Below are 23,074 nucleotides of genomic sequence, written 5' to 3' on the forward strand. Positions count from 1 at the left end.
ATCGAGCGCTGCTTCAACAGGCTCAAGCACTTCCGCCGCTTCGCAACACGCTTCGACCGGCTAGCCAGCCACTACCTGGCCTTCATCCACATCGCCGCCTCCATGCTCTGGATGCGCTGAATGTCGATTCGTCCTAGTCTACCCGGCCGGGATTCGGGTTCCTTACTGCCTGTTGCCGGTTGCCTGTTGCCTCCCGGCAATCGCTCTCGCCGCCGCCAGATCGTCCGGATTATCGACCGACAGCGGGGCCTCGGCGATGACGGCGGCCCAGATCTGGAGGCCCATTTCCAGCGCCCGCAGCTGCTCGAGCTTCTCACGACGCTCCAGCGGCGATGGCGGTGCGGCGCAGAAGCGTTCCAGGGCGGCGCGGCGGTAGCCGTAGAGGCCGATGTGGCGCCAGACCGGCGCGTCGCCGAACAGGGTCGAGCGGGTGAAATAGAGGGTGCGGCCATAGCGCTCGCCCTCCCCCATCGTCACCACCGCCTTGACCACGTCCGGGTTCGAGCGGTCGGAGGCGTCGGCCTCCGGCGCGATCAGGGTGGCGATGTCGCAGGCAGGCTCGGCGGCCAGCAGGTCGGCGCAGACGCGGGCCAGAGCGGGATCGGCGAAGGGCATGTCGCCCTGCAGATTGATCACCGCGTCATGGGCGCCGTCCGGGTCGATCGCCTCCAGCGCCGCGCGGATCCGGTCCGAGCCCGAGGGCAGGTCCGGGTCGGTCAGGACGGCGACGCCGCCGGCCGCCTCGATGGCCGCGACGATCTCGGGATCGCCCGCGGCCACGGCGACGGGCAGGCCCGACCGGACGGCCTGTTCCCAAGCGCGGACGATCATCGGCGCGCCGCCGATATCGGCCAAGGGCTTGTCCGGAAGGCGGGTCGCGGCCATCCGGGCCGGGATCAGGATCAGCGGGTTCACATCGGTGTCCGGGGCTGCGACTCTCAGACTGACCTTCAGCCGGTTGCGAAGGCCGCGCTAGCGTGTAAGAGACGCCCACGCAAGAATTCGCCCCGCTGCGCGTGTGGCCGGGCCTCAGAAACGGGATGAGACGACGCGTATGAGCGGCGATCTGAAGCTGAACAAGATCATGGGCGCCGGTCTGGCGACCGTTTTCGTGATCCTGATGGTGAAAGAGGGCACGGCCTTCATCTACCACACCAAAACTCCCGAAAAGATGGGCTATTTCGTTGACGCGCCGGAAGAAGCCGCCGGCGGACCCGCCGAGGTCGTCCTGCCGCCCGACTGGGGCACGGTCCTGCCGACCGCCGACCTCGCCGCCGGCGAGGCCGCCTTCGCCCGCTGCAAATCCTGCCACACGGTCACGGCCGGCGGCCCCAACGGGATCGGCCCGAACCTGTACGGAATCGCCGGTCGTCCGACGGCCAGCCACGCCGGATTCGCCTATTCCGACGCCATGAAGGCTCACGCCGTCACGAACCCGACCTGGACGCTGGACGAGATGGACCTGTTCATCACCGCCCCGGGCCGCCACGTGCCCGGCACGAAGATGTCCTTCGCGGGCATTCGCGACACCGCCACCCGCATCAATCTGATCGCCTGGCTGCGTTCGCAGGGCTCAACCGGCATGGCCATTCCCGCTCCCGATCCCGCCCGCCAGCCGGGGGCGGCGTCCGCGCCGTCCGCTGGAGGCACGGCTCCGGTCGCCGGCGCCGAAACCGCCGCTGCCGCCACCGGCGGTCAGGCCGGGGCGGCTCCGCCCGCCGGACCGGTCGGCCAATCCTCGACCCAGGCGACTCCGGCCGCTCCGCCGGCCGCCACCAGCCCGGCGCCGCCGAACCACTGACCGGGGCGTGTCCCTTTGAGATGATGGAAAGGGCGGTCCTTCGGGCCGCCCTTTTTCGTTGCCGTCAGAGGCGGCGGATGACCGGCCCGTCAGATCCCGCGACGCGATGGCGGGCATCGGCCTCGGCGAACGGCTCGATCGCCACCCCGCCCAGCCGCCCGACGGCGTGGAGCACCCGGTCTCCGTCCAGCATGAACCCCGCATGGCCGTTCCATGGGCCTTCTTCTGGATCGAGCCAGATCACCAGATCGCCGCGCCGGGCCTGATCCGCCACCACAGCCTGTCCGAGTTCCGCTTGCTGGTCTGCATAGCGCGGGGCCGCGCGGCCGCAGGCATAGAGCGCCTGCTGCACAAGGCCGCAGCAGTCGGTGCCCAGAGAGGAGCGGCCGCCCAGTTTGTAGGGCGTCCCCAAGAGCCGTTCAGCCACCTCGACCGGCTCGGCCGCGAAACTGCCGATGGGGGCCAGTCCCGGCGGATCGCCCGCCTCGACGACAAGGGCATTGAGCGGCAGGCTTTCGCCGGTCGATCCGATGCGGTGGGTCGCCAGCGGAGCGCCATCCCTGAGGGCCGACAGCATCACCCAACCAACAACGCCGTCGCGGCGGGCGCGGCCCCAGACCTGATCGCCGCGCGTATCGAGCACGTCAAAGACCTCCCCGAAGATCAGCTGGTCGACAGGATATTCGCCCGCCACAGCGTCGATGTGGATGTCGGCAACCGGCGCCACGCAATGCATGCCCCGCACCGCGCGAAAGGCGGTGGCGCGCACTATCCCTTCCAACGCCTGCTCGGCGAGGTCGGGCCGGGCTAGGGTAGTGCGAGAATCCGAGGCGGCGGCGTAGTCGGTCAAACGAAAGCCCTGACGGTTGGCCGGTTCTTATGCCACACGAAGGCGAAAGTCCCGTTAATGACGGCTCGTCCGGCGATCGTCTTGAATCCGGCGCAAGGAGGACCAGTTCTGGCCTGCACGATTGCGGAGGGGCGGATGCTGATCGTTTGCGGGCTGACGGCGCTGCTGTGCGCCGGGCTTCTGCTGTCGCCGGGCAGCGCGCTCGGCAAGGCGCTGCGACGCGGGCTGGTTGAGGCTCCGGCCCACGCTCTCAATCGCCTCGGGCGGGGCAGAATCGTCTTCTTCACCCTGTTGGCCGCCGCCGGGTTCACGCTGGCGTTGCTGTTCGAGGCGGAGGGCTTGCGCCTGTTCGGACTGATGCTGCCTGATCTCCTGGTCTGGTTCGCCGTGTTCGATGTCGGCGTCTTCATTGACGCCCTGCTGATCGCGGGAACGATCCTGGCCGCCAGCAGCCTCGGCGAGGCGCGGGCGCGGGTCGCCGCCTTGCCGCGGATGATCGCCGGCCGCGTCACCCGGTACGCCGCCCGGGCGAGGCGACCGCGCCGGTCACGGGCACGGCCCGGCGGCGTACCGGGTGACGGCGATGGACGAGGGTGGCTCCCTCAAGCGGCCGGATACCGCGCCTTCAGCATGGCGTAGACCGCCCTCAGCGCCTGGGCCTCGCCGCCTTCGGGCCAGCCGGGGCGGGCGCGGGGGTTCCAGGCGAAGATGTCCATATGCGCCCAGGCGCCGGTGGTCGGCGCGAATTTCTGCAGGAACAGGGCGGCGGTGACCGACCCGGCCTGGGCCCAGCCGGCAGAGTCGTTGCGCAGATCGGCGATCTCCGTCTCCAGAGCCGCCCGATAGCCGGGCCACAGCGGCATGCGCCACAGAGGATCCCCGACGGCGCGGGCGGCTTCCAGCAGGTCGGCGGCCAAGGCTTCGTCGTCGGTGTAGAGCGGCGGCAGCTCGGGCCCGAGCGCGATGCGGGCCGCCCCCGTGAGGGTGGCGAAATCGAGCGTCAGGTCCGGCGAGTGCTCCCCGGCGCGGGTCAGGATGTCAGCGAGGATCAGCCGGCCCTCGGCGTCGGTGTTGCCGATCTCGATGGTCAGGCCCTTGCGGCTGTTCAGGATGTCGCCGGGCCGGAAGGCGTCGGCGGAGATGGCGTTCTCGACCGCGGCGACCAGCACCACCAGCCGCACGGGGAGGGTCGCCTGCATGACCAGCCGACCGAGGGCGAGGGCATGGGCCGCGCCGCCCATGTCCTTCTTCATATTGCGCATCCCGGCGGCGGCCTTGATGTCCAGGCCCCCGGAATCGAACACCACCCCCTTGCCGACCAGGGCGACCAGCGGAAGGTCGGCGCGGTCGAGGTTCCAGCCGATCTCGATGACCCGGGGCGCGCGGTGCGGCGCCGCGGCGCGGCCGACGGCGTGGACGGTCGGATAGTTTTCCTCCAGCAGGGCGTCGCCGGTGACCACGGTCGCCGTGGCGCCGGAGGCCGCGGCGATCTCGCGGGCGATGGTCTCGATTTGCAACGGCCCCATGTCGGCCGCCGGGGTGTCGATCATCTCGCGGGCGAGGGCGCAGGCCGAGGCGATGCGCAGGGCCGCCTCAACGTCCAGCCCCCCGGGCGCGACCAGCCGCACCTGATCCGGTTCGGGCCGGGCCTTGTAGCGGTCGAACACATAGGCCCCGAGCAGGAAGGCCAGGGCCGCCTTGCGGGCGTCTTCCGGCTCCGCTTCGAGACGGTAGAGGCCCGGCGGCAGTTTCGCCGGCAGTGCGCGGGCGGACATGGGATCAAACGTCTCGCCGGCGCCGACCAGGACCGCCGCGATCCCGCCGTCGGCGTCCGGCGCGACCAGGATCTGGCCCGGCTTGCCCTTGAAGCCGTTGGCCTCGGCCCAGCTCCGCATCGCCGGGTCGATCACCCCCTCCGGACCGACGAATAGCACCGGAATCGCGCCCTCGGCCTGGGTGGTCAGCAGGTCGGGATGCAGGGCGGACATGGGCGACGGCCTTTCCGGCCTGAACGGGCCGATCTTAACCAAGGATTGACGAGAAGGGCCGAGTCTCGGGTCGAACCTTCCGGAGCGCCTTCCATGTCGCGCACGACCGCCCGTATCGCAACCGTCGCCCTTCTGCTGGCCGGCCAGGCCGCGCCCGTCATGGCCGATCCCGTGGTCGCGCCGCCCGCCTCCGCCCAGGCGGTGCGTCAGCCCGCCACGGCCGATGTCCGCGCCGCCTATGAGCGCACTGACGCGCTGAGCCGGCAGATCTTCTGGTCCGACCAGGCCGACATCGACCCGATGGACCCCGTCGCCGGCGTGAAGGCGGCGCAGGCCCTGCGCGAACTCGGCCGCTTCGACCAGGCCGCCGAGATGGCGGGCAAGGTTCTGGTGGTCCAGCCGGCCAATGTCGAGGCCATGCTGGAGGCCGGACGCGCGCACATCGCCCGCGGTCAGGCCTTCTATGGCATCGCCTCGCTTGAAGGCGCGCGCAATGCCCGTCCCGGCGACTGGCGGGCCTGGTCCCTGCTGGGCGCGGCCTATGAGCAGGTGCGCCGACCTGACGACGCCCGCGCGGCCTGGGCCCAGGCCCTGGTCCTGTCGCCCGACAATCCCGATGTCCTGTCCAACATGGCCATGTCGGCCATGACGCGCGGGGATGCGGCCGGAGCCGAGCCCCTGTTGCGCCGCGCCGTGGCCCAGCCCGGCGCCTCGCTGAAGGTGCGGCTGAACCTGGCCATGGTGCTGGGCCTGACCGGCAATATGGCCGAGGCCGAACAGATGCTGCGCCGCGACCTGCCGCCCGAGGCCGCCGACCGCAATCTTTCCTGGCTGCGCGAGCGTGCCGGCGCGACCGGAGCCGATCAGGCCCGCACCTGGGGCTCGCTCCAGGGCGGCTGATCGCCTATATTCCGGCCATGATCGACGAGCTCTACAGCGCGCGCATCCTCAAGCTGGCGGCCAATCTTCCGCACAGCGGACGGCTGGCTGCGCCGGAGGGAACGGGCGAGCGGGTGGCCAAACTGTGCGGCTCGAAGGCGATTGTCGACGTGACGCTGGACGAGACCGGCCGGGTTCTGGCCTTTGCACAGGATGTGAAGGCCTGCGCGCTGGGACAGGCAGCTGCGGGCGTTCTCGGCGAGACGGTCATCGGCGCTTCCCTGGACGAACTGCTTGAGGCGCGCGACGCCATGTCCGCCATGCTGAAGGGCGGCAGCGATGGGCCGACGGGCCGGTTCGAGGGCCTGCGCGCCCTGAAACAGGTCGCCGACTATCCGGCGCGCCACGCCTCGGCCATGGTCGCCGTCGAGGCGACGCTGGAGGCAGTGCGGCAGGCCCTCGCTCGCAAAGGGCCGGACACCCGAACTAGCCTCGCCGGCGCAGCCTGAAGGGCTGATGTCGGCCTGTCGCTGGCGCTACTTGAGGCCGTGTTGCTCCTTCGCGTCTGGCGAGGGATAAGCGCGGCGACATGGCTTCCGGCGAAACTCTCTATGAACGCGGCGTGCGGCTGGCCCATCGCGGCTACAAGCTGACGCTGTCGCCCCTGATCGGGCAGCAATGCCGGTTCCTGCCGACCTGTTCGGACTATGGCCGGGACGCGCTGATCCAGCATGGACCGATCAAGGGGGGATGGCTGACGGTCCGGCGCCTGTGCAAATGCCATCCCTTCGGCCAATCGGGCTACGACCCGGTTCCGCCTGTAAAGACAGACTGATGATCGAACTCAAATTCCCCGACGGCGCCTCGCGCCAGTATCCCGCCGACGCCACGGGCCGTGACGTCGCGGCATCCATCTCGCCGTCGCTGGCCAAGCGCGCGGCGCTGGTCGCCCTGAACGGCGAGCAACGCGACCTGGACCGCCCGCTCGGCGGCTCCGGCGACTTCAAACTGATCATGCGCGACGATCCGGATGCGCTGGAGACGATCCGGCACGACGCCGCCCATGTGCTGGCCCAGGCCGTGCAGGAGCTGTTCCCGGGCACCCAGGTGACCATCGGCCCGGCCATCGAGGACGGCTTCTATTACGACTTCTTCCGCGAGGAGCCCTTCTCGACCGACGACTTCGCCGCCATCGAGAAGAAGATGGCCGAGATCGTCGACCGCGACGAAAAGCTGGTCCGCCAGGTCTGGGACCGGGACGATGCGATCAAGCTGTTCGAGGCCAAGGGCGAGACGTTCAAGGCCGAACTGATCCGCGACCTGCCGGGCACCGAGACGATCACCACCTACGCCACGGGCGGCTGGGTCGACCTGTGCCGGGGGCCGCATTTCCCCTCGACCAAATTCGTCGGCAAGGCCTTCAAACTGACCAAGCTGGCGGGGGCCTACTGGCGCGGCGATCACCGCAATCCGCAGCTGCAGCGCATCTATGCGACGGCCTGGGCCTCGAAGGAGGATCTCGACGCCTATCTGCTGCGGGTCGAGGAGGCCGAGAAGCGCGACCACCGCAAGATCGGCAAGGCCATGGGCCTGTTCCACATGCAGGAGGAAGGCCGGGGCATGGTCTTCTGGCACCCCAAGGGCTGGGTGCTGTGGCGCGTGCTGGAAGCCTATATGCGCCGCCGGCTGGACGCCGCCGGCTATGTCGAGGTCAAGACGCCCCAGGTGCTGGACCGGACCTTCTGGGAGAAGTCGGGCCACTGGGAGAAATACCGGCCCAATATGTTCGTCTGCGAGACGGTCGAGGGGGAGACCCTGTCGCTCAAGCCGATGAACTGCCCCGGCCACGTCCAGATCTTCGATCAGGGCCAACGGTCGTACCGCGAGCTGCCCCTGCGCATGGCCGAGTTCGGGGCCTGCCACCGCTATGAACCGTCGGGCGCCCTGCACGGCCTGATGCGGGTGCGCGGCTTCACCCAGGACGACGCCCACATCTTCTGCCGCGAGGACCAGATCGTCGAGGAGACGGAACGGTTCATCCGCCTGACCCAGGTCATCCACGCCGATCTGGGCATGACCACGCACGAGATCGCCCTGGCCACCCGGCCCGAGGTGCGCGCCGGCTCAGACGAATTCTGGGACAAGGCCGAGGCCATGCTGGGCGAGGCCGCGCGACTGGCCGGGGTCGATCCGGTCATCGCCGAGGGCGACGGCGCCTTTTATGCGCCCAAGCTGGACTTCATCGTCAGGGACGCCATCGGCCGGACCTGGACCTGCGGCACGCTGCAGCTCGACTATGTCCTGCCGGAAAGGCTTGATGCGACGTATATCGGCGAGGACGGTCAGAAGCACCGGCCGGTGATGCTGCACCGGGCCATCCTCGGGTCGTTCGAACGGTTCATCGGCATCATGATCGAGAACTACGCCGGGGCCTTTCCGCTGTGGCTGGCCCCGACGCAGATCGTGGTGGCGACCATCGTCTCGGAGGCCGACGACTACGCCCGCGCCACGGTCGAACGGCTGAAGGCCGCGGGCCTGCGCGCCGAGCTGGACCTGCGCAACGAGAAGGTCGGCTACAAGGTGCGCGAACACTCGGTCGGCAAGGTTCCGGTCATCGCCGTGGTCGGCAAGAATGAGGCCGAACAGGGCACGGTGGCGATCCGGCGCCTGGGCTCGCAGGCGCAGGAGGTCGTGTCGCTGGACGAAGCGATCCGGATGCTGACCGAAGAGGCGACGCCGCCGGACTTGCGCCCGGCCTGATGTGTCTGCTGAAGAAAGAAGCCCGCCCTCGCGATCGTCGAGGCGGGCTTTTCGTTGGCCGGAACGCGCCGTCCGTTACAGTAGGCGTTTGCGCATGGCCTGGGACAGCATGTCGATCAGAGTCACGGCGATGATCACGATGATCACAACGGCGCCGACGGCGGTATAATTGAAGGCGTTCATGTAATCGAACAGCAGTTGGCCGATGCCCCCGGCGCCAATGAGGCCGAGCACCGTCGCCGAACGGCTGTTGGATTCGAACCGGTAGAGGGCGAAGGAGGTCCAGAGGGGGGCGACCTGCGGGATCACGCCCCAGACGATCTCGTGAAGCTTCGAGGCGCCCGTGGCGCGCACGCCCTCGACGGGCCCCTTGTCGATGGATTCGACAGCCTCGGAGAACAGCTTGGCCAGCACCCCGGCGGTGTTCAGGGCGATGGCCAGCACGCCAGCCAGAGGGCCAAGACCAACGGCGACGACGAACAGCAGACCGATCACCAGGTCCGGGACGGAGCGCAACAGGTTCATCACCCATCGGATCGGCGTGACGATCCAGAAAGGGGCGATGTTACGGGCGGCCAACAGGCCCAGCGGCACCGCGAGGATGACGGCGAGGAAGGTGCCCCAGAGTGCGATCTGGACAGTTTCCCACATCTTGCTGACGTACAGACGCCAGTCGGCGAAATCAGGATGAAGCAGGCCGGCCGTGATCGCCTGTGTATTGCCGGCATTTGTCACCAGCTTGGAGAGGTTCTTCAGGTCCACCGGTCCAAAGCTGTAGATCAGGATGGCGGCAACACCGCCCCAGATCAGGAGGTCGAGCGCCCAGGCGCCCATCGACCTGGTCGGCGGGTTGGGAACAGCCGTCGCTACCGGCCTAGCGGCGGCGTCAGTCAAGGCTGGACCTCGCGCAGGCTGCGCAGGCGCTGCAGTTCACGCTCGGCCGTCGCGGCCGCAGCCGTGTCGCCCTTGGCGCGCGCTTCGTTCAGTTGCTGGTCGGCGATCATCTCGCGGATCGGATTCAGGTAGCTGTCGTCGGCGGCGTTGAAGCGAGAGTATTCGAGACCCGCCAGCACCTGACGCTGACGTTCGGCCTCGACGCTGTCGCCCTGGCCGTAGGTCAGGAAGAAGCTGCGAATCTTCTCCTTCAGGACCGGATCGAGGTTCTCGCGCACCAGAATCCCACTCTCGGGGATCGGCGGCGATTGCCAGATTTCCTGAATCTGGGCGGCGATCTGGGGGTTCTGCTTGGTCATAAAGACGGTGTTGACCGTATTGGACGTCGCGACGTCCAGCACGCCCGAGGCGACCGAGAAGGCGTTGGACTGGTGGTTGGCCGAACGAACGGTCTTGAAGCACTGGGCCGGGACGATGTTCCGCGGATTGAACAGGAAGGCCATGGGCGCGAGCGTGCCCGAGGTCGACTGGGCGTCGCCGATGCCGAAATCATAGCGCTTGCCGCAGGCCATGACCTGATCCAGCGTGATGCCCGATCCGGTGCGGACGATCAGGGTCGAGCGATAGCTGTCCAGGCCTTCCTTGTTGACGGTGCGGGCGATGACCTCGGCGTCGGCGCGGTCGATGGCCTCGACCGCCGGCTTGGCCGAGAACCAGGCGACCTGGGTCTGGTTGCCGCGCATGGCCTCGACCAGCACAGTGTAGTTCGAGCCGAAATAGGGCTTCACCGGCACGCCGATGGCCTTGGACATGTCATCGAGCAGGGGCTGCCACAGCGGTCCTGCCGACGCCTGACCCTCGGCCGACAGGATCGAGAAGGTGATTTCGGACGGCGTTGCGCCAGCCTTGTTGTCATCGCTGCCGCCGCAGGAGGCGACGCCGAGCGCGAGAACGGCGGCGAGGGCCAGCCGGCGGGTGAAGGATGGCAGGGTCATGCCTTGGTTTCCCAGAACGCGTCCTCGAATTCGGGACCGTAGATGTCGATCAGTTGCTTTGTGTTGAGGCCCGTGGAGGGGCCGTCGTAGACGACCTGGCCGGCCTTCAGGGCGATGACGCGGTCGCAATAGCGGATGGCGTAGTCGACCTGGTGCAGGGTGACGATGACGCCGAAGCCGTCGCGCTGGTTCAGCTCGACCAGCAGCTCCATGACCTTGCGGGCCGAGACGGGGTCCAGCGAGGCGACGGGCTCGTCAGCGAGGATGGCCTTGGCGCCTTGAACCATGGCGCGGGCGATGGCCCCGCGCTGTTGCTGGCCGCCCGACAGGGTGTTGGCGCGCTGGGCGGCGTAGTCGGCCACGCCGACGCGGTGCAGGGCCGCCATGGCCAGTCGCCTGTCCGCCTTTGGCCAGGCGCCGATGACGCCCTTCCAGCCCGGGATGCGACCGAGCGCGCCGAGCATGACGTTGGAGAAAAGCGACAGCCGGCCGACCAGATTGAACTGCTGGAAGATCATGCCCAGCTTCTGGCGCGCGGCGCGGGTGGCCCCGGTGGTGCGACCGTTCTTCTGCACGACCTCACCGAACACCGAGATCGTCCCCTTGCCGGAATCGATCGTCTGCAGCCCGGTGATGGAGCGCAGCAGCGTGGACTTGCCCGAGCCCGACGGTCCGATCAGGGCGACCATTTCTCCGGCGGCGACCTCGACGGACACGCCGTTCAACGCCTTTCGGGCGCCGAAAGTCTTGGACACGTCCCGGGCCGATACGACACTGGCCGATACGACACTGGGCGCGACGGCGGCGGCGGCTGAGGTCATGGACACGCTGGAAGCGGTTGCAGGGGCGCGCCGCATCACCTGATCAGGCCCGCGAGGCAAGTCTTAATGGCACGTCCCCAGCGATTTCGTCCAGCGCAACCGACCCGGCCGCTACTGGGCCGCGAGCACCTCGACGGGCAGGCCCAAGGCTTCCAGCTGCGGCCGCACGGTCGCAGCGTCGCCGACCACGACCCAGACCAGCTGACCGCTGTCGATGATGCGGCGCGCCTCAGCGTCCATCGCCTCGGCCGTCATCGTCTCATAGCGCGGCGCCAGCGTTTCCCAATAGCTGTCCGGCTGGCCGTACAGGGCGTTGGAGCGAAGCGCGTTCAGCACCGCGGCCGAGGATTCGAAGCCGCCCGGCAGCTGGCGGACGACGGCGCGGCGAGCAGAAGGGCGGCGGAGGCAAGGAAGGCGGCGTGGCGCATTGGAAAGTCCCCCAGTGTTGGCGGGACACGGTATCGGCGGTCTGCGGGGCGGCAAGTTGCGGCTGAGTCACAAAGGCGGCTCCCGCCCTGCCATCCTTAATCCGAACCCGGACCAATCGCGCCCAAACCCGCACCCCGCCTCGAAAAAACCGCTTTACATGACAGTCGCGTGACCCTACATCGCGCTTTCCGGCGGACCCCGTGGTCTGACACTATGCGCTGCTAACGCCGGATTGGGTTTAACAAATACAGGGGTTTACGTGAATTGCGCACGTATCCATTTCCCCTGGACCTGGTCCGTGAGCGGTCTCCTGAACGTCCCGTCGCACTCGTGCGACCGCGTTCTGTCTCCGTAGCGGCGCGCTGGTTCCAGGACAATCTGAACGCTGACGTCTTCTATGCGGTGAAGGCCAATCCCTCGCGCTGGGTCATCGAGACCCTGGTCGAGGCAGGTGTTACCGGGTTTGACGTCGCCTCGCTCGCCGAGATCGAACTGGTCCGTTCGGTCAGCGCCGACGCGCGTCTGGCCTTCATGCACCCGGTCAAGAGCCGCGGCGCGATCACCAAGGCCTATTTCGAGCACGGCGTCCGCACCTTCTCGCTGGACAGCCATGACGAGCTGGCAAAGATCATGGACGCCACGGGCGGCGCCACCGACTTGAACCTGCTGGTGCGCATGACTGTCGTGGCTGATGGCGCGGCCTATTCGCTGTCGGGCAAGTTCGGCGTCTCGCCGGATCAGGCTCCGTCGCTGCTGCTGGCCACCCGCCAGGCGGTCAAGGACGGCCTGATGGGCGTCTGCTTCCATGTCGGCAGCCAGTGCATGCGGCCGTCCGCCTATGAGGCCGCCATGGCCCAGGTCGGCCGCGCCATCACCCGCGCGGGCGTGTTCGTGGACATCGTCGATGTCGGCGGCGGCTTCCCCTCGGTCTATCCGGGCATGGTCCCGCCAGACATGAGCGAATACGCCGACGCCATCCATCGGGGCTTCAACGAGATGCCGGTGTCCGAAACCACCGAGCTGTGGTGCGAACCCGGCCGGGCGCTGGTGGCCGAGTCGTCCTCGGTGCTGTGCCGGGTCGACCTGCGCAAGGGCGACGCCCTGTATCTGAACGACGGCTCCTATGGCTCGTTGTTCGACGCGACCCATTCGCGCTGGCCCTTCCCGACCAAGCTGGTCCGGGACGGCGCGAGTTCGACCGAGCTGAAGCCCTTCCGCTTCTATGGTCCCACCTGCGATTCCATCGACCACATGCCGGGCCCTTTCTGGCTGCCGGCCGATGTGCAGGAAGGCGACTTCATCGAGATCGGCATGCTGGGCGCCTATGGCGTGGCCATGTCGACCGGCTTCAACGGCTATGGCGAGCACGACCTCGCCGCGGTCGAGGACGCCCCGATGGCCTCGCTCTACGGCCTGGCGCCCCGCTCCATCCCGACGGTTCGCACCTCGGCGGAAGAGACGGCGCGCAAGGTGGTTCGCCTGTCCCGGCCGAAGGGCAAGGCCGGCCAGCGGAAGAAGCAGCGGCGGTAGTTTCGCTTCCCTCTCCCATTGGGAGAGGGCTTGAGCGCCCGGCGGCGAAGCCGTCGTTCTTGCGCGAAAGGGTGAGGGGTTAAGGCGCTAGGGCGTCGAACACCGGAACCCCTCATCCTCCCACTCGCTTTCGCGAGCGGGCCCCTCCTTCTCCCTGTGGGAGAAGGGTCTGGTTGGTCGCTCCGTCCCAGCCTGACCCTCATCAACGACGGGCGCTCAAATCAAAGGGAAACCCTTGCAATGAACGCTCCCGTTCAGACCAACCAGAAGGCCCAGTTGCTCCAGAACACCGTGGAGCACGTGGACATCACCTCGTTCGACGCCCGGCCGATCATCGACAGCATGCGCAAGATGTCGTTCTCGAGCCGCGACACGGCCCGGGCGGCCGACATCTTCAACATGGCCATCGAGGACAAGGACTGCTCGCCGTGGCTGATCCTGGCCGGCTCGACCTCGGCCGGCGGCTGCATGCACGTGTACCGCGACATGGTGAAGTTCGGCATGATCGACGCCGTGGTCGCCACCGGCGCCTCGATCGTCGACATGGACTTCTTCGAAGCTTTAGGCTTCAAACATTATCAGGCCGCCGGCGAGGTGGACGACAACGTTCTGCGCGACAACTACATCGACCGGATCTACGACACCTATATCGACGAGGAAGAACTTCAGGCCTGCGACCACACCATCCTGGAGATCTGCAACGCTCTGGAGCCGCGCGGCTACTCCTCGCGCGAGTTCATCTGGGAGATGGGCAAATGGCTGAGCGAGGGCAATGCGAAGAAGCCCGGCTCGCTGATCCAGACCGCCTATGAAGAGGGCGTGCCGATCTTCTGCCCGGCCTTCGTCGACAGCTCGGCCGGCTTCGGCCTGGTCAAGCACCAGAAGGAGCAGATCGCGCTGGGCAAGCCCTATCTGATGATCGACGCGGTGGCCGATTTCCGTGAACTGACCGACATCAAGATCGCGGCGGGCGTCACCGGCCTGTTCATGGTCGGGGGCGGCGTGCCCAAGAACTTTGCGCAGGACACGGTTGTCTGCGCCGAAATCCTCGGCATCGAGGCCGAGATGCACCGCTATGCGGTCCAGATCACGGTCGCCGACGTGCGCGACGGCGCCTGCTCGTCGTCGACGCTCAAGGAAGCCGCCTCGTGGGGCAAGGTCCAGACCACGCACGAGCAGATGGTGTTCGCGGAAGCCACCACGGTGGTGCCGCTGATCGGCTCGGACGCGTACCATCGTGGGTCTTGGAAGAACCGCGACAGGCGCCGCTGGAACAAGCTGTTCGGGAAGTAGCAAGCCGGCGGCCAAATAGACGAGGGGCCGGGATTTCGATCCCGGCCCTTTTCGTATGCGGAACCGGGTGCCGCCTGCTTCGCTTTGTGGGGCGAAGGAGCTTCACCATGAGCGACACACCGCAGACCGCCGACGCCCGTGAGGCGGAAGACATGGGCGAAAAGCCTGATCTGGGCCGCACCCCTGACGCCCTGACCGAGGCCCTGTCGGGCAGCGGCATGGGTTCGGACACCCGCGCCGGCAGCCTTCAGGGCGGCTCCGCGACAGGGTCCGAGATCGATCCCGACCAGGACGCCATCGACACAATGCTGGCCGCCGAGGGCCTGGCCCTTGCCGACCCGCAGCCCCAGGCGAAGGCCGACCCGGACCCGGTCAAGAACACCGGCGAGGATACGACCGGACCCGAGGGCGAGCCCGTCGAGGGCAGACGGGGCGAGGCCGACGCCGCGACCGGGTGATGGCTGCATCTACCGCGCCTTGGCGAAGGCGCGAACCCGCCTTGCCGCCGCCGCAGGCTTGAGCCACGGTGCGGCCACTCAACGACAGTCTTTCAAGGACAATACGGGATGAAGCGTACGCTCGCGGCCGCCACACTGATGGCGGCCATGGCCATGGCTGGCTGTAGCCAGGCCCCCGTGGATGAGGCCCCGACCGCCGCTGAAGCCGCCGCCGTCGCGGACGCCGCGGCGCCAGCCGCAGCCGCCCCGATTGAATCCTCCGCCGGCGCGTCCCCGGCGGCCCCCGGAGCCCCCGCTTTCGCCGTCGTCTATCCGGGCGGCACCGCGCAGGGACCGGTCACCGTCGCGCGTGGTCCTGACGGACCTGGCGGCATCCTGAGTTTCACCACCGAGGCGACCCCTGACGCTGTGGTTGCCTTCTATCGCCAGCGCGCCGAGGCGGCCGGCCTGGCCTCGATCATGGCCATGAACACCGGCGACGCCCGCGCCTATGGCGCCGCCGCCGGGGACGGAAGCGGCAAGCTGCTACACGTTGTCGCCACACCGGTCGAGGACGGCCCGACCAGCGTGCAGCTCGACTGGACCAACGGCCGGTGAAACCGGCCGCCGTCCTGGCCGCCGGCCTCCTGATGGGCGGGTGCGCCGCTGCGGGCGGCCCTCCGGCCCTGATCCCACCGCCCTCAGGCTACCTTCCGGCCGAACAGATCGGCGGTCTGGCCGCACTCTCAATTCCCGCCATGTCCAGCCCCAACGCGAACGATCTGGCGACGGTCCATGCTGTATCGCCGGGAACCGACCGCTGGTGGCTGGCCACCGCCCATGCCGAACTGCGCGCACCGGAGGCGGCCCAGCATTTCGACTGCCTGCTGAGCGCGCGCCTGAACCAGCGGCCGCGTCCGGCCCTGGCCCGCGTCATGAACCGGCTGCTGGCTGATGCGGAGGCCCTGGTCCAGGCCCTGGCCCCGCTGACCCCCGATCCCGCGCCGAAACGGCCCGTCGCCCTGATCGCGGGCCTGGAGCCCTGCCAGCGCCTGACCCCGGAATCGCGCGCCGCCTCGGCCTGGCCCGCCGGCGGGGCCATCGTCGCCGCGGCCTACGGCGAACTGTTCGCCGCGCTCGCGCCGGACCGGGCCGACGGTGCTCGGCGCATGGGCCGGGAGATCGCCTTCAGCCGCGCTGTTTGCCGGGTCAACTGGGCCTCCGACGTGGAAGCGGGGATCGGTCAAGGGGTGGGTCTGTTCGCCCGCGCGTCCGCACAGCCGGAATTCCAGGCCGAGCTGGAAGCCGCCAGGGCCGAGGTCGCCGCCGCGCGCGCCGAGGGCCTGATCCAACCGTCCTGCGCCGCCGAACGCCGCGCCCTTCGGCAGTGGAGCGCGCCTGCGGCGATCAGGCCGGACGCGGGCTGACCAGCGAGCCGTACAGGTCGGTCCGGCGGTCGCGGAAGAAGCCCCAGGCGGCGCGGTGGCGATCGATGAAGTCGAGGTCGAAGGTGTGGACCAGCGCGCCCTCCTCGCCCCGTCCGAAGCTCTCGACCAGATCGCCGCGATGGTCGGCGATGAAGGATGAGCCGTAGAAGACCTGCCCGGCCTCGTTGACCTGTTCACGGCCGATGCGGTTGGCGCCGACGACGGGCACCACATTGGACACCGCATGACCCTGCATGGCGCGCCGCCACGGTTCGGCTGTGTCCAGCGCCTTGTCGTGCGGCTCCGAACCGATGGCGGTCGGATACATCAGCACCTCGGCCCCCTGCAGCATCATGGCGCGGGCGGTCTCGGGATACCACTGGTCCCAACAGATGCCGACGCCGATGCGGCCGTGGCGGGTGTTCCAGACCTTGAAGCCGGTGTCGCCGGGCCGGAAATAGTATTTCTCCTGATAGCCCGGGCCGTCGGGGATGTGGCTTTTGCGATAGACGCCCAGGGCCGAGCCGTCCGCGTCGAGCATGACCATCGAGTTGAAATAGTGCGGCCCCTCGCGCTCGAAGATCGAGACGGGGATGACGACGCCGAGTGCGGCGGCGACCGGCTGGAGCGCCGTCACGCACGGGTGTTCGCGCCAGGGGTGGGCGCCGGCGAACCAGCGCTCCTCCTGCGAGACGCAGAAATAGGGCCCCTGGAACAGCTCCGACGGAAGGATCACCTGCGCGCCCTTCGCGGCTGCCTGCCGCACGAGATCAATCGTCTTGTCGATGTTGGCCTGCAGGTCCTCGCCATAGGAGGTCTGCAGGGCGGCGACGGAGATGGACCGAGTGGCGAGTGGCGGGTGGCGAGTGGCGAGTGAAGTCATGTACGGCGCTCCTCCAGCTTGGCGATAAGGCCGGCGAGCATCCGGCTGATTTCATCCGCAGCTTCCAAAAGAGATGTCTGCGTGCCTTGGTCGAGATAGCCAAGCTTGGCGGCGATGATGGTTTGCGTTTCCACCTCCGCCAACGAGCCTCGTGCGATCGACAGAAAGCGCACAAACTCTGCAGTGCTCCGGCGCGCGCAGCCCTCTGCGATATTCGAAGGCACCGAGACTGCGGCCCGCCTGATCTGGCTGGTCAGGCCGAACCTCTCATCTCGAGGCCAATTGCGGGTAGCAGCATAGACGGCTTCACCCCAGATGATCGCCTTCTGCCAGACGAGGAGATCGCGATAGTGACGGACCTCGCCACTCGCCACTCGCCACTCGCCACTCATGCTGGTTCCTGCTGGGAGATGCAGTGGAAGGATCCGCCGCCCGACAGGATGGCGATGGAGGACAGCGCGATGATCTCACGGTCCGGGAAGACGGTCTTCAGCCCCTGACACACCAGATCGGCGGCGCGATCGTTCCCGTAGGTCGGGACAATGACTGCCCCATTGGCGATAAGGAAATTCATGTGGCTGGCCGGAATGGGCCGGCCATCCTCATCACCGATGAAGCCGGGGGACGGCAGGCGCAGCAGTTTCAGGGGCGCGCCGGTCGCATCCGTCATCTCCGACAGCGCCTTCGCGATCGCATCATAGACCGTGTCATTCGGATCCCCGCGGCCCCAGGCGATCGGACAGGCGACCACACCGGGCGCGACGAAACGCGCGAGGTTGTCGACATGGCCGTCCGTGTGGTCGTTCAACAGGCCGTCGCCGAGCCACAGCACCTTGCGGGCGCCGAGCGATTCCCTGAGCGCGGCCCCGGCTTTCGCCTCGCTCCAACCAGGGTTGCGGTTGGGGTTCAGCAGGCACTGGCGGGTGGTGACGAGGGTCCCTTGCCCGTCGTGATCCAGTGCTCCGCCTTCAAGAATGACGTCATGACGGTCCAACGCTACGCCCGAGGCCGCGCCGATCTGGTCCGCGACCGTATCGTCGTGTTCAAGTTCGTACTTGCCGCCCCAGCCGTTGAAGCGGAAGGCGGCCGCGCTCGCCGAACCGACGCCGAAAATCGGTCCGGTATCGCGCAGCCAGATGTCGCCGAAGCGGCCATCGACGACCTCGACGTTCGGAACACCGGCGAAACGGGCGCGGGCGTCGTCCAAGGCCTCGGGCTTGCCGACCATCAGCTTCACGGCCTCCCGGCCCGGCCCGGCGAGCGCGCGAACCAAGGCCTCGACCTCGGCCTGCGCCGGCTCGAGATTGTCCTCCCACAGCTCGCCATGGCTGGGCCAGCCGACCCACATCGCGCGGTGCGGCGACCATTCGGCGGGGACGGGGGTGGTCATGAGGAGCTTGGTCCTGAACGGCGGCGTGGCGACCGCGCCAGATAGACACGCCGGCCCCCGACTTCAACTCATGCGGCTTCGCCGGGACGACCGGCGCTGTGCATGGCGGACAAAAAGAAAAAGGCGGTCCGTTCCCGGACCGCCCCTTCGTTTCCATCAGTATTCGGATTTATCCCAATCGAGACGCCTTAGAACTGATAGCGCAGGCTAACCTGTACCGCCCACAGCGACTTGCCGTTGTTGTCCCGCGTGCGGGTCAGGGCGCCGGTGTTGTAGTTGGTGTAGCGATAGCGGTCGCACACCGCGCTGCTCGTGCCGGAGGCTACACCGGCTGCGTTGGCGCAGCCTGCGCTGACCACGCGAACGGTGTCGCTGTACTCTTCGATGATGCCCCATTCGTCGTTCAACAGGTTGGCGACGTTCTGGAGGTCGGCAACCAGGCGGAACTTGCCAGGCAGGAAGAAGCTCGGCAGGTCCTGGCTGAACTGCAGGTCGATCTGATAGATTTCCGGCTGGTCATCAGAGCCCTGGCCCTTGCCCAGGATCGTCCCCTGTTCGAGACCAAAGGTCTCCACCAGATTGCGAACGTTGTCGCGGGTGGCGGCGCTGTCGAAAGTCACGATGCCGACGTTCAGGTCGGTCGGGTCGGCATCGTTGGCGAAGTCCGGCACATAGAAGAGATAGTTGCCGCGGTTGACGCCGAAGGTGGCGCCCCGGCCGCTGGTGGCATCCGACATTACGAAGCTGATCGGACGGCCGTCGCGGATTTCACCGAACAGGTTGAAGCGGGTTTCCAGGTCGCCGAAGAAGTAGCGGCTGTAGCCGATTTCAGCCTTCCAGCGGTTCTGGATTTCCTCGAACGAGGTGCCGTAGGCCTCCTCATTGGGGTCCAGGCCCGCCGCGCCGCTGCCGTAAAGCGAGCTGGCGGTCGAGCCGAAGCGCGCTCCCGAGACGCGGTCCTCGACGTTCTGGCGGGCGTAGCCCAGCAGGATGTCCAGGCCATTGTCGAAGGACCGGAAGGCGCTGAGGCCGATCGTATAGCCCTCACCTTCGTCGGTGTTGATGGCGACGATGTCGCGGCTGGAACCCCCGTTCTGCGAGCTGATGCCTTGCGCAGCGCGCTGGGCAGCCGTCAGGTTCAGGCCATCGTAGCGAATGCGACCGTCGGGCGTGAGCTGCTGAACACCGTTGATGATCAGTTCCTGCGCGCGGAAGTCGCGGAACGACAGGCCGGTATCCACCTTGGTGAAGACGGCGTCGAGGCTCAGCCGCCAGTCGTCGAGGAGACCGGAGACCATTTCAGGCGTGAAGCTCGAAGCCCAGCCTTGCGGCGCCCGAACAGTAGCGCTGAGATAGGATTTCCAGTCCGCCGGGATCTGGAAATTCGGGATCAGCGCATTGGTCTCGGAGAACGGCGACACGACCGCGCCTCCCAGCAAGGCCTCAACAGACGCCGGGATGTCATAGCCGAAGCGAGCGTTCGCCAGATTGATATTCAAAGCGTCGGCGCCGATCGCCTGGGTGAAGCCCGGAGCGCCCGTGGTCTCGCGGAACGTGCCGTTGGCCAGACGCTCGATCGCCACGCTCGACGTAAAGACGCCGGTGTTCGAGAAGCTGTTGGAGAGGAACACGTCGGGGATGCCGCCCGAGAACAGGCCGAGGCCGCCCTTGACGTTCAACCAATCCGTCGCTTCCCAGTCAAACGAGACGCGCGGCATGAGGATGTCGATGCCGTCATAGGTGGTCTGGTTGTCGAAGCCGTTGCGGGCGACGAAGTTGGGGTTCAGGGCGGGTTCGTCGTCGCTGCGATAGAAGTCGTAGCGGAAGCCGGCGGTCAGGCTGAAGTTGTCGAACAGCTGCAACGTGTCCTGGGCGAACAGGCTGTGCACTTCGTAGGCAAAGGCCGCGGCCGCGTCCGTGGCCGTACCCGTTACCGAGTTGTTATAGAACAATCGGTTGGCTCGGCCGGCCTGGAAGTCGGCAACCGAGTCGAAATAGTAAACACCGTCGCTCGAAGGCACGAAGATGTTGAAGACGTCGACGAACTGGCCCTGATAGCCGAACTTGAACAGGTTGTCGCCGAGGGAGTATTCACCCTTGGCTTGGACCTGGAGGTTCTCGGTGGTCAGGAAGTTGGCGTGGCGGAACTGGTCGGGGCCGAAGCGGACGACCGAGTTGGCGCCGCAGCCGGTGAGCGTGTCACCACCGGAGTTGATGCTGGTCGGAGCCGAGCAGATGGTGATGTCAGCGAACTCCTGGCCAGACGGCGGGTTCTGCACGCGCTCGTAGTCGCGCAGGCTGACGCGGAACTGGGTCGAGAAACTGTCGGACCAGCGCGAGTTCAATTCGCCGGCATAGGCCTGGTCGTCCTCACCGGTCAGATACCACTGCGAGTCCAGACCCGCGGAGCTGGTCGATAGGTTGGTGCGCTGGAACAGTTGGGAGTTGGCGTTGCGATAGGTCAGGGCGAGGCGGTGATTGTCGGTGATGTTCCAGTCGAGCTTGGCCGAGTATTTCTCGTCCGTGATCGGCTTGGTACGGACGATGTTGCCGGTATCGAAGTCAGTGGCGTACAGGGTGTTGAAGCTGTTGATGATCGCGTCGATGTTCGCCTGGGTCAGGCCGCGAATCTCGTTGGCGTAACCCGCACCGGTCGGCCCCGTCTGGGTCTGGTCGGCTGTCTCATACAGTTCATAGGACAGGGCGAAGAACAGGCGGTCGCGCCAGATCGGGCCCGAGATAAAGGCGCCGTAGTTGTTCTGGGTGATGGCAGAAGGGATCTCGACGCCGTCGATCGAGTCGCCGACCATGCCGTCGTTCAGATAGTTGACGAAGGCGGAGCCTTGGAAATCGTTGTTGCCCGAGCGCAGGACAACATCCAGGGCTCCGCCCTGAAAGTCGCCGTTCTCGACGTCGATCGGCACGGCGCTGACAGCGAACTGTTCAATGGCGTCGAGCGAGATCGGACCGCGACGGGTCGGCGTGCCGCCGGTATTCAGGCCAAAGTCGTCTTGGGCCTGAACGCCGTCGATGGTGATGCGATTGGTGCGCGGATTGGAGCCGGCTATCGAGATGCCGCCGTCGCCGCGGGTGTTCTGGGAAACCAGGATATTGCGGCGCGCCAGGTCGCGGATGTCGCGGTTGACCGAGACGACGCTTTCGACGCCTTCGCGGTCCAGAACCGAGGAAACGCCCGTGTTGTTCGCCGTGACGTCACGCACCGCGGTCACGATCACGTCGTCCAGGGCCGCGACGCTTTCCAGGTCAATGGTCAAACGGGTCGTTTCGGCGACCGTCAGAAAGACATTGTCGATGGCTTCGCTGGCATAGCCTTCGGCTTGGACCGTGATCAGATAGGGGCCGCCTACGCGAAGCCCGCGGGCATCGAACGTGCCTGAGCCGTCCGACACGGTGTTCAAAGTCGTGCCTGAAGGCTGGTGTACCAAGGTGATCGCCGCGCCGCCGATCGGTGCGCCCCCGGCAGTCACCAACTGGCCGCGCACGGACGCTGTGGTTTCCTGAGCATAGACGGCAGTCGCGGAAACCAGCGTCGTGAGAAGGGCGGTGCTGGCCCAGAAGACGCGTTTGCGGTTCGTCATTGTCATCTATCCCCGATGAAGAAGAGCGCGTGCGCTCGGCAACCGGCGGCAGCCGGCTAATCTCCCGCCCCCTCTAGGCGTGCCATCGGAAAATGGGACGACATTCGTGTGACAGTGATGTGACAGCCGGGCCGGGTGGCGGCAGAGACACACCCGGACGCCGGTCGAAGCTGTGGACGGTTTCGCCCCGACGCGCCTTTCTGGCAAACCGCCCGCTTTCGTCCGGGTCCGGACTGATTCGCCGGCGGGGCGGACTTATTCGCCCCAGACAGCCCGCAAGCGGGCGGCGCGACCGCAGAACCGGCTATAGCCGCCGTACCGCACCGGATTCCGCCGGGCGAAATCCTGATGGTAGGCCTCGGCGGGCCAGAAACGGACAGCATCACGCACGGGGGTGACAAAGCGCGCGGCCCCGATTGTGCGGACGGCGGCCCGGCGCGACGCCTCGGCGACCAGCTTCTGGGTCCCGCTGGCGAAGACGGCCGTCGCATAGGATGCGCCCTGGTCGCAGAACTGGCCGTCGGGGTCGGTAGGGTCGATCGTCCGCCAGAACCGGTCGACCAGCTGGCGATAGCTGATGCGGGCCGGATCAAAGGTCACCTGCACCGCCTCGAGATGGCCTGTCCCACCGCGGACCACCTGATCATAGGTGGGATTGGCGACCTGGCCGCCGGCGAAGCCCGACACGGCCGCGACCACGCCCGGCATGTGCTCGAAATTGGCTTCGACCGACCAGAAGCATCCGCCGGCGAAGACCGCGACCTCGCGACGGCCGCCGTCCCGCGCCTGCGGACCGGAAGGGGCGCTCTCGGCGGGAGCGCCCGGCGAGCAGGCGGCGAGGGCGAGAATCGCGAGACTGGCGAGGGCGCGGCGCGACATGGGGGCGGGATCTCCGACGGCGCGACAAGGTCCGCGCCATGACCGACATACGATCGTCGGGCCCGGACGGTTTCAGATCAACCGCCCAAGGCAAAACCGCCGCCTCCCTTTCGGAAGGCGGCGGCTCTGTGTTGCGGGCCTTCGGCCTTCCGGGTTTAGCGGAAGTTGATGCCGATGGTGGCGCGACGGTTGAGCGGCTCGCGCACGCCGTCTGCGGTC

Annotated in this window: 24 protein-coding genes; 12 read left to right on the top strand and 12 right to left on the bottom strand. The window is 67.5% G+C overall.

Annotated elements, in window-relative coordinates; all coding sequences use genetic code 11:
* Positions 1-162 precede the first annotated feature (162 nt).
* Positions 163-915: a 3-deoxy-manno-octulosonate cytidylyltransferase gene (locus tag Q8K49_RS04380; protein ID WP_305304357.1), complete on the bottom strand. Its 753-nt coding sequence runs from the start codon at positions 913-915 to the stop codon at positions 163-165.
* 139 nt (positions 916-1,054) lie between these two features.
* On the opposite strand from Q8K49_RS04380, the gene Q8K49_RS04385 reads away from it, so the two are divergent.
* Positions 1,055-1,801 (top strand): cytochrome c family protein, encoded by a 747-nt coding sequence (locus Q8K49_RS04385; RefSeq protein ID WP_305304358.1) that lies wholly within the window; start codon positions 1,055-1,057, stop codon positions 1,799-1,801.
* Positions 1,802-1,865: 64 nt separating this feature from the next.
* Here the strand turns inward: Q8K49_RS04385 and Q8K49_RS04390 are convergent, their stop codons facing one another.
* On the bottom strand, positions 1,866-2,651 hold the full coding sequence (locus Q8K49_RS04390) for an NlpC/P60 family protein (protein ID WP_305304359.1): 786 nt from the start codon (positions 2,649-2,651) through the stop codon (positions 1,866-1,868).
* A 135-nt stretch (positions 2,652-2,786) separates the two neighbouring features.
* Here Q8K49_RS04390 and Q8K49_RS04395 point away from each other — a divergent pair, with 135 nt between their 5' ends.
* Entirely contained in the window at positions 2,787-3,290 is a 504-nt protein-coding gene (locus Q8K49_RS04395) for a hypothetical protein (RefSeq protein ID WP_305304361.1), read from the top strand.
* Here the strand turns inward: Q8K49_RS04395 and Q8K49_RS04400 are convergent.
* A complete protein-coding gene (locus Q8K49_RS04400) occupies positions 3,254-4,639 on the bottom strand; it encodes a M17 family metallopeptidase (RefSeq protein WP_305304362.1) in 1,386 nt (461 codons plus the stop codon). The genes Q8K49_RS04395 and Q8K49_RS04400 overlap by 37 nt on opposite strands.
* 93 nt (positions 4,640-4,732) lie before the next feature.
* Here Q8K49_RS04400 and Q8K49_RS04405 point away from each other — a divergent pair, with 93 nt between their 5' ends.
* From Q8K49_RS04405 to thrS, 4 genes are all read left to right on the top strand, one after another.
* Positions 4,733-5,539 carry a tetratricopeptide repeat protein gene (locus tag Q8K49_RS04405; RefSeq protein WP_305304364.1) on the top strand — a complete coding sequence of 269 codons (807 nt, stop codon included), beginning with the start codon at positions 4,733-4,735 and terminating at the stop codon, positions 5,537-5,539.
* 17 nt (positions 5,540-5,556) lie between these two features.
* Positions 5,557-6,027: an iron-sulfur cluster assembly scaffold protein gene (locus tag Q8K49_RS04410; protein ID WP_305304366.1), complete on the top strand. Its 471-nt coding sequence runs from the start codon at positions 5,557-5,559 to the stop codon at positions 6,025-6,027.
* An 80-nt stretch (positions 6,028-6,107) separates the two neighbouring features.
* Complete coding sequence (gene yidD, locus Q8K49_RS04415; RefSeq protein WP_305304367.1) at positions 6,108-6,353, top strand: membrane protein insertion efficiency factor YidD; 246 nt, start codon at positions 6,108-6,110, stop codon at positions 6,351-6,353.
* Positions 6,353-8,278 (top strand): threonine--tRNA ligase, encoded by a 1,926-nt coding sequence (gene thrS / locus Q8K49_RS04420; RefSeq protein ID WP_305304368.1) that lies wholly within the window; start codon positions 6,353-6,355, stop codon positions 8,276-8,278. The genes yidD and thrS overlap by 1 nt, the downstream gene beginning before the upstream one ends.
* A gap of 75 nt (positions 8,279-8,353) precedes the next feature.
* Here thrS and phnE read toward each other — a convergent pair whose 3' ends face one another.
* The 4 genes from phnE to Q8K49_RS04440 form a co-directional block, all read right to left on the bottom strand.
* Positions 8,354-9,112, bottom strand: coding sequence for a phosphonate ABC transporter, permease protein PhnE (gene phnE, locus Q8K49_RS04425; RefSeq protein ID WP_370867727.1), 759 nt, complete (start codon positions 9,110-9,112; stop codon positions 8,354-8,356).
* Between the two features lie 56 nt (positions 9,113-9,168).
* Complete coding sequence (gene phnD / locus Q8K49_RS04430; protein WP_305304370.1) at positions 9,169-10,167, bottom strand: phosphate/phosphite/phosphonate ABC transporter substrate-binding protein; 999 nt, start codon at positions 10,165-10,167, stop codon at positions 9,169-9,171.
* Positions 10,164-10,988, bottom strand: coding sequence for a phosphonate ABC transporter ATP-binding protein (gene phnC / locus Q8K49_RS04435; RefSeq protein ID WP_305304371.1), 825 nt, complete (start codon positions 10,986-10,988; stop codon positions 10,164-10,166). Before phnC ends, phnD begins: the two co-directional genes overlap by 4 nt.
* Before the next feature lie 111 nt (positions 10,989-11,099).
* A complete protein-coding gene (locus tag Q8K49_RS04440; RefSeq protein ID WP_305304372.1) occupies positions 11,100-11,324 on the bottom strand; it encodes a hypothetical protein in 225 nt (74 codons plus the stop codon).
* Positions 11,325-11,681: 357 nt separating this feature from the next.
* Here Q8K49_RS04440 and Q8K49_RS04445 point away from each other — a divergent pair, with 357 nt between their 5' ends.
* From Q8K49_RS04445 to Q8K49_RS04465, 5 genes are all read left to right on the top strand, one after another.
* The gene (locus tag Q8K49_RS04445) at positions 11,682-12,947 is read left to right on the top strand and encodes a type III PLP-dependent enzyme (protein ID WP_305304373.1); all 1,266 of its coding nucleotides are present in this window, start codon (positions 11,682-11,684) and stop codon (positions 12,945-12,947) included.
* Between the two features lie 240 nt (positions 12,948-13,187).
* Positions 13,188-14,240 carry a deoxyhypusine synthase gene (locus Q8K49_RS04450; protein ID WP_305304374.1) on the top strand — a complete coding sequence of 351 codons (1,053 nt, stop codon included), beginning with the start codon at positions 13,188-13,190 and terminating at the stop codon, positions 14,238-14,240.
* Positions 14,241-14,347: 107 nt separating this feature from the next.
* Positions 14,348-14,698 (top strand): ribonuclease, encoded by a 351-nt coding sequence (locus Q8K49_RS04455; RefSeq protein ID WP_305304376.1) that lies wholly within the window; start codon positions 14,348-14,350, stop codon positions 14,696-14,698.
* A gap of 108 nt (positions 14,699-14,806) precedes the next feature.
* Entirely contained in the window at positions 14,807-15,295 is a 489-nt protein-coding gene (locus tag Q8K49_RS04460) for a hypothetical protein (RefSeq protein ID WP_305304377.1), read from the top strand.
* On the top strand, positions 15,292-16,104 hold the full coding sequence (locus Q8K49_RS04465; protein WP_305304379.1) for a PA-phosphatase: 813 nt from the start codon (positions 15,292-15,294) through the stop codon (positions 16,102-16,104). The genes Q8K49_RS04460 and Q8K49_RS04465 overlap by 4 nt, the downstream gene beginning before the upstream one ends.
* Here Q8K49_RS04465 and aguB read toward each other — a convergent pair.
* The 5 genes from aguB to msrA form a co-directional block, all read right to left on the bottom strand.
* Positions 16,085-16,987 carry an N-carbamoylputrescine amidase gene (aguB, locus tag Q8K49_RS04470; RefSeq protein ID WP_305304380.1) on the bottom strand — a complete coding sequence of 301 codons (903 nt, stop codon included), beginning with the start codon at positions 16,985-16,987 and terminating at the stop codon, positions 16,085-16,087. The two genes, Q8K49_RS04465 and aguB, sit on opposite strands and share 20 nt — an antisense overlap.
* Positions 16,984-17,379, bottom strand: coding sequence for a four helix bundle protein (locus Q8K49_RS04475; protein WP_305304381.1), 396 nt, complete (start codon positions 17,377-17,379; stop codon positions 16,984-16,986). Before Q8K49_RS04475 ends, aguB begins: the two co-directional genes overlap by 4 nt.
* Positions 17,376-18,377, bottom strand: coding sequence for an agmatine deiminase family protein (locus Q8K49_RS04480; protein ID WP_305304383.1), 1,002 nt, complete (start codon positions 18,375-18,377; stop codon positions 17,376-17,378). The genes Q8K49_RS04475 and Q8K49_RS04480 overlap by 4 nt, the downstream gene beginning before the upstream one ends.
* A 188-nt stretch (positions 18,378-18,565) precedes the next feature.
* A complete protein-coding gene (locus tag Q8K49_RS04485; protein ID WP_305304384.1) occupies positions 18,566-21,976 on the bottom strand; it encodes a TonB-dependent receptor in 3,411 nt (1,136 codons plus the stop codon).
* A gap of 255 nt (positions 21,977-22,231) precedes the next feature.
* Positions 22,232-22,855: a peptide-methionine (S)-S-oxide reductase MsrA gene (gene msrA, locus Q8K49_RS04490; protein ID WP_305304385.1), complete on the bottom strand. Its 624-nt coding sequence runs from the start codon at positions 22,853-22,855 to the stop codon at positions 22,232-22,234.
* Positions 22,856-22,893: 38 nt separating this feature from the next.
* Between msrA and Q8K49_RS04495 the strand changes: the two genes are divergently transcribed.
* A partial coding sequence (locus Q8K49_RS04495) for a hypothetical protein (RefSeq protein ID WP_305304386.1) occupies positions 22,894-23,074 on the top strand: 181 nt, incomplete at its 3' end.

This window comes from Brevundimonas sp. (genome assembly GCF_030682035.1).
Classification (GTDB): domain Bacteria; phylum Pseudomonadota; class Alphaproteobacteria; order Caulobacterales; family Caulobacteraceae; genus Brevundimonas.

Bases quoted from the DNA above. Each gene is read 5' to 3' on its own strand.
- Q8K49_RS04385 (WP_305304358.1), top strand. From the start codon at position 1,055: ATGAGCGGCGATCTGAAGCTGAACAAGATCATGGGCGCCGGTCTGGCG.
- Q8K49_RS04395 (WP_305304361.1), top strand. From the start codon at position 2,787: ATGCTGATCGTTTGCGGGCTGACGGCGCTGCTGTGCGCCGGGCTTCTG.
- Q8K49_RS04400 (WP_305304362.1), bottom strand. From the start codon at position 4,639: ATGTCCGCCCTGCATCCCGACCTGCTGACCACCCAGGCCGAGGGCGCG.
- Q8K49_RS04405 (WP_305304364.1), top strand. From the start codon at position 4,733: ATGTCGCGCACGACCGCCCGTATCGCAACCGTCGCCCTTCTGCTGGCC.
- Q8K49_RS04410 (WP_305304366.1), top strand. From the start codon at position 5,557: ATGATCGACGAGCTCTACAGCGCGCGCATCCTCAAGCTGGCGGCCAAT.
- yidD (WP_305304367.1), top strand. From the start codon at position 6,108: ATGGCTTCCGGCGAAACTCTCTATGAACGCGGCGTGCGGCTGGCCCAT.
- thrS (WP_305304368.1), top strand. From the start codon at position 6,353: ATGATCGAACTCAAATTCCCCGACGGCGCCTCGCGCCAGTATCCCGCC.
- phnE (WP_370867727.1), bottom strand. From the start codon at position 9,112: ATGGGCGCCTGGGCGCTCGACCTCCTGATCTGGGGCGGTGTTGCCGCC.
- phnD (WP_305304370.1), bottom strand. From the start codon at position 10,167: ATGACCCTGCCATCCTTCACCCGCCGGCTGGCCCTCGCCGCCGTTCTC.
- phnC (WP_305304371.1), bottom strand. From the start codon at position 10,988: ATGACCTCAGCCGCCGCCGCCGTCGCGCCCAGTGTCGTATCGGCCAGT.
- Q8K49_RS04450 (WP_305304374.1), top strand. From the start codon at position 13,188: ATGAACGCTCCCGTTCAGACCAACCAGAAGGCCCAGTTGCTCCAGAAC.
- Q8K49_RS04455 (WP_305304376.1), top strand. From the start codon at position 14,348: ATGAGCGACACACCGCAGACCGCCGACGCCCGTGAGGCGGAAGACATG.
- Q8K49_RS04460 (WP_305304377.1), top strand. From the start codon at position 14,807: ATGAAGCGTACGCTCGCGGCCGCCACACTGATGGCGGCCATGGCCATG.
- aguB (WP_305304380.1), bottom strand. From the start codon at position 16,987: ATGACTTCACTCGCCACTCGCCACCCGCCACTCGCCACTCGGTCCATC.
- Q8K49_RS04475 (WP_305304381.1), bottom strand. From the start codon at position 17,379: ATGAGTGGCGAGTGGCGAGTGGCGAGTGGCGAGGTCCGTCACTATCGC.
- Q8K49_RS04480 (WP_305304383.1), bottom strand. From the start codon at position 18,377: ATGACCACCCCCGTCCCCGCCGAATGGTCGCCGCACCGCGCGATGTGG.
- Q8K49_RS04485 (WP_305304384.1), bottom strand. From the start codon at position 21,976: ATGACGAACCGCAAACGCGTCTTCTGGGCCAGCACCGCCCTTCTCACG.
- msrA (WP_305304385.1), bottom strand. From the start codon at position 22,855: ATGTCGCGCCGCGCCCTCGCCAGTCTCGCGATTCTCGCCCTCGCCGCC.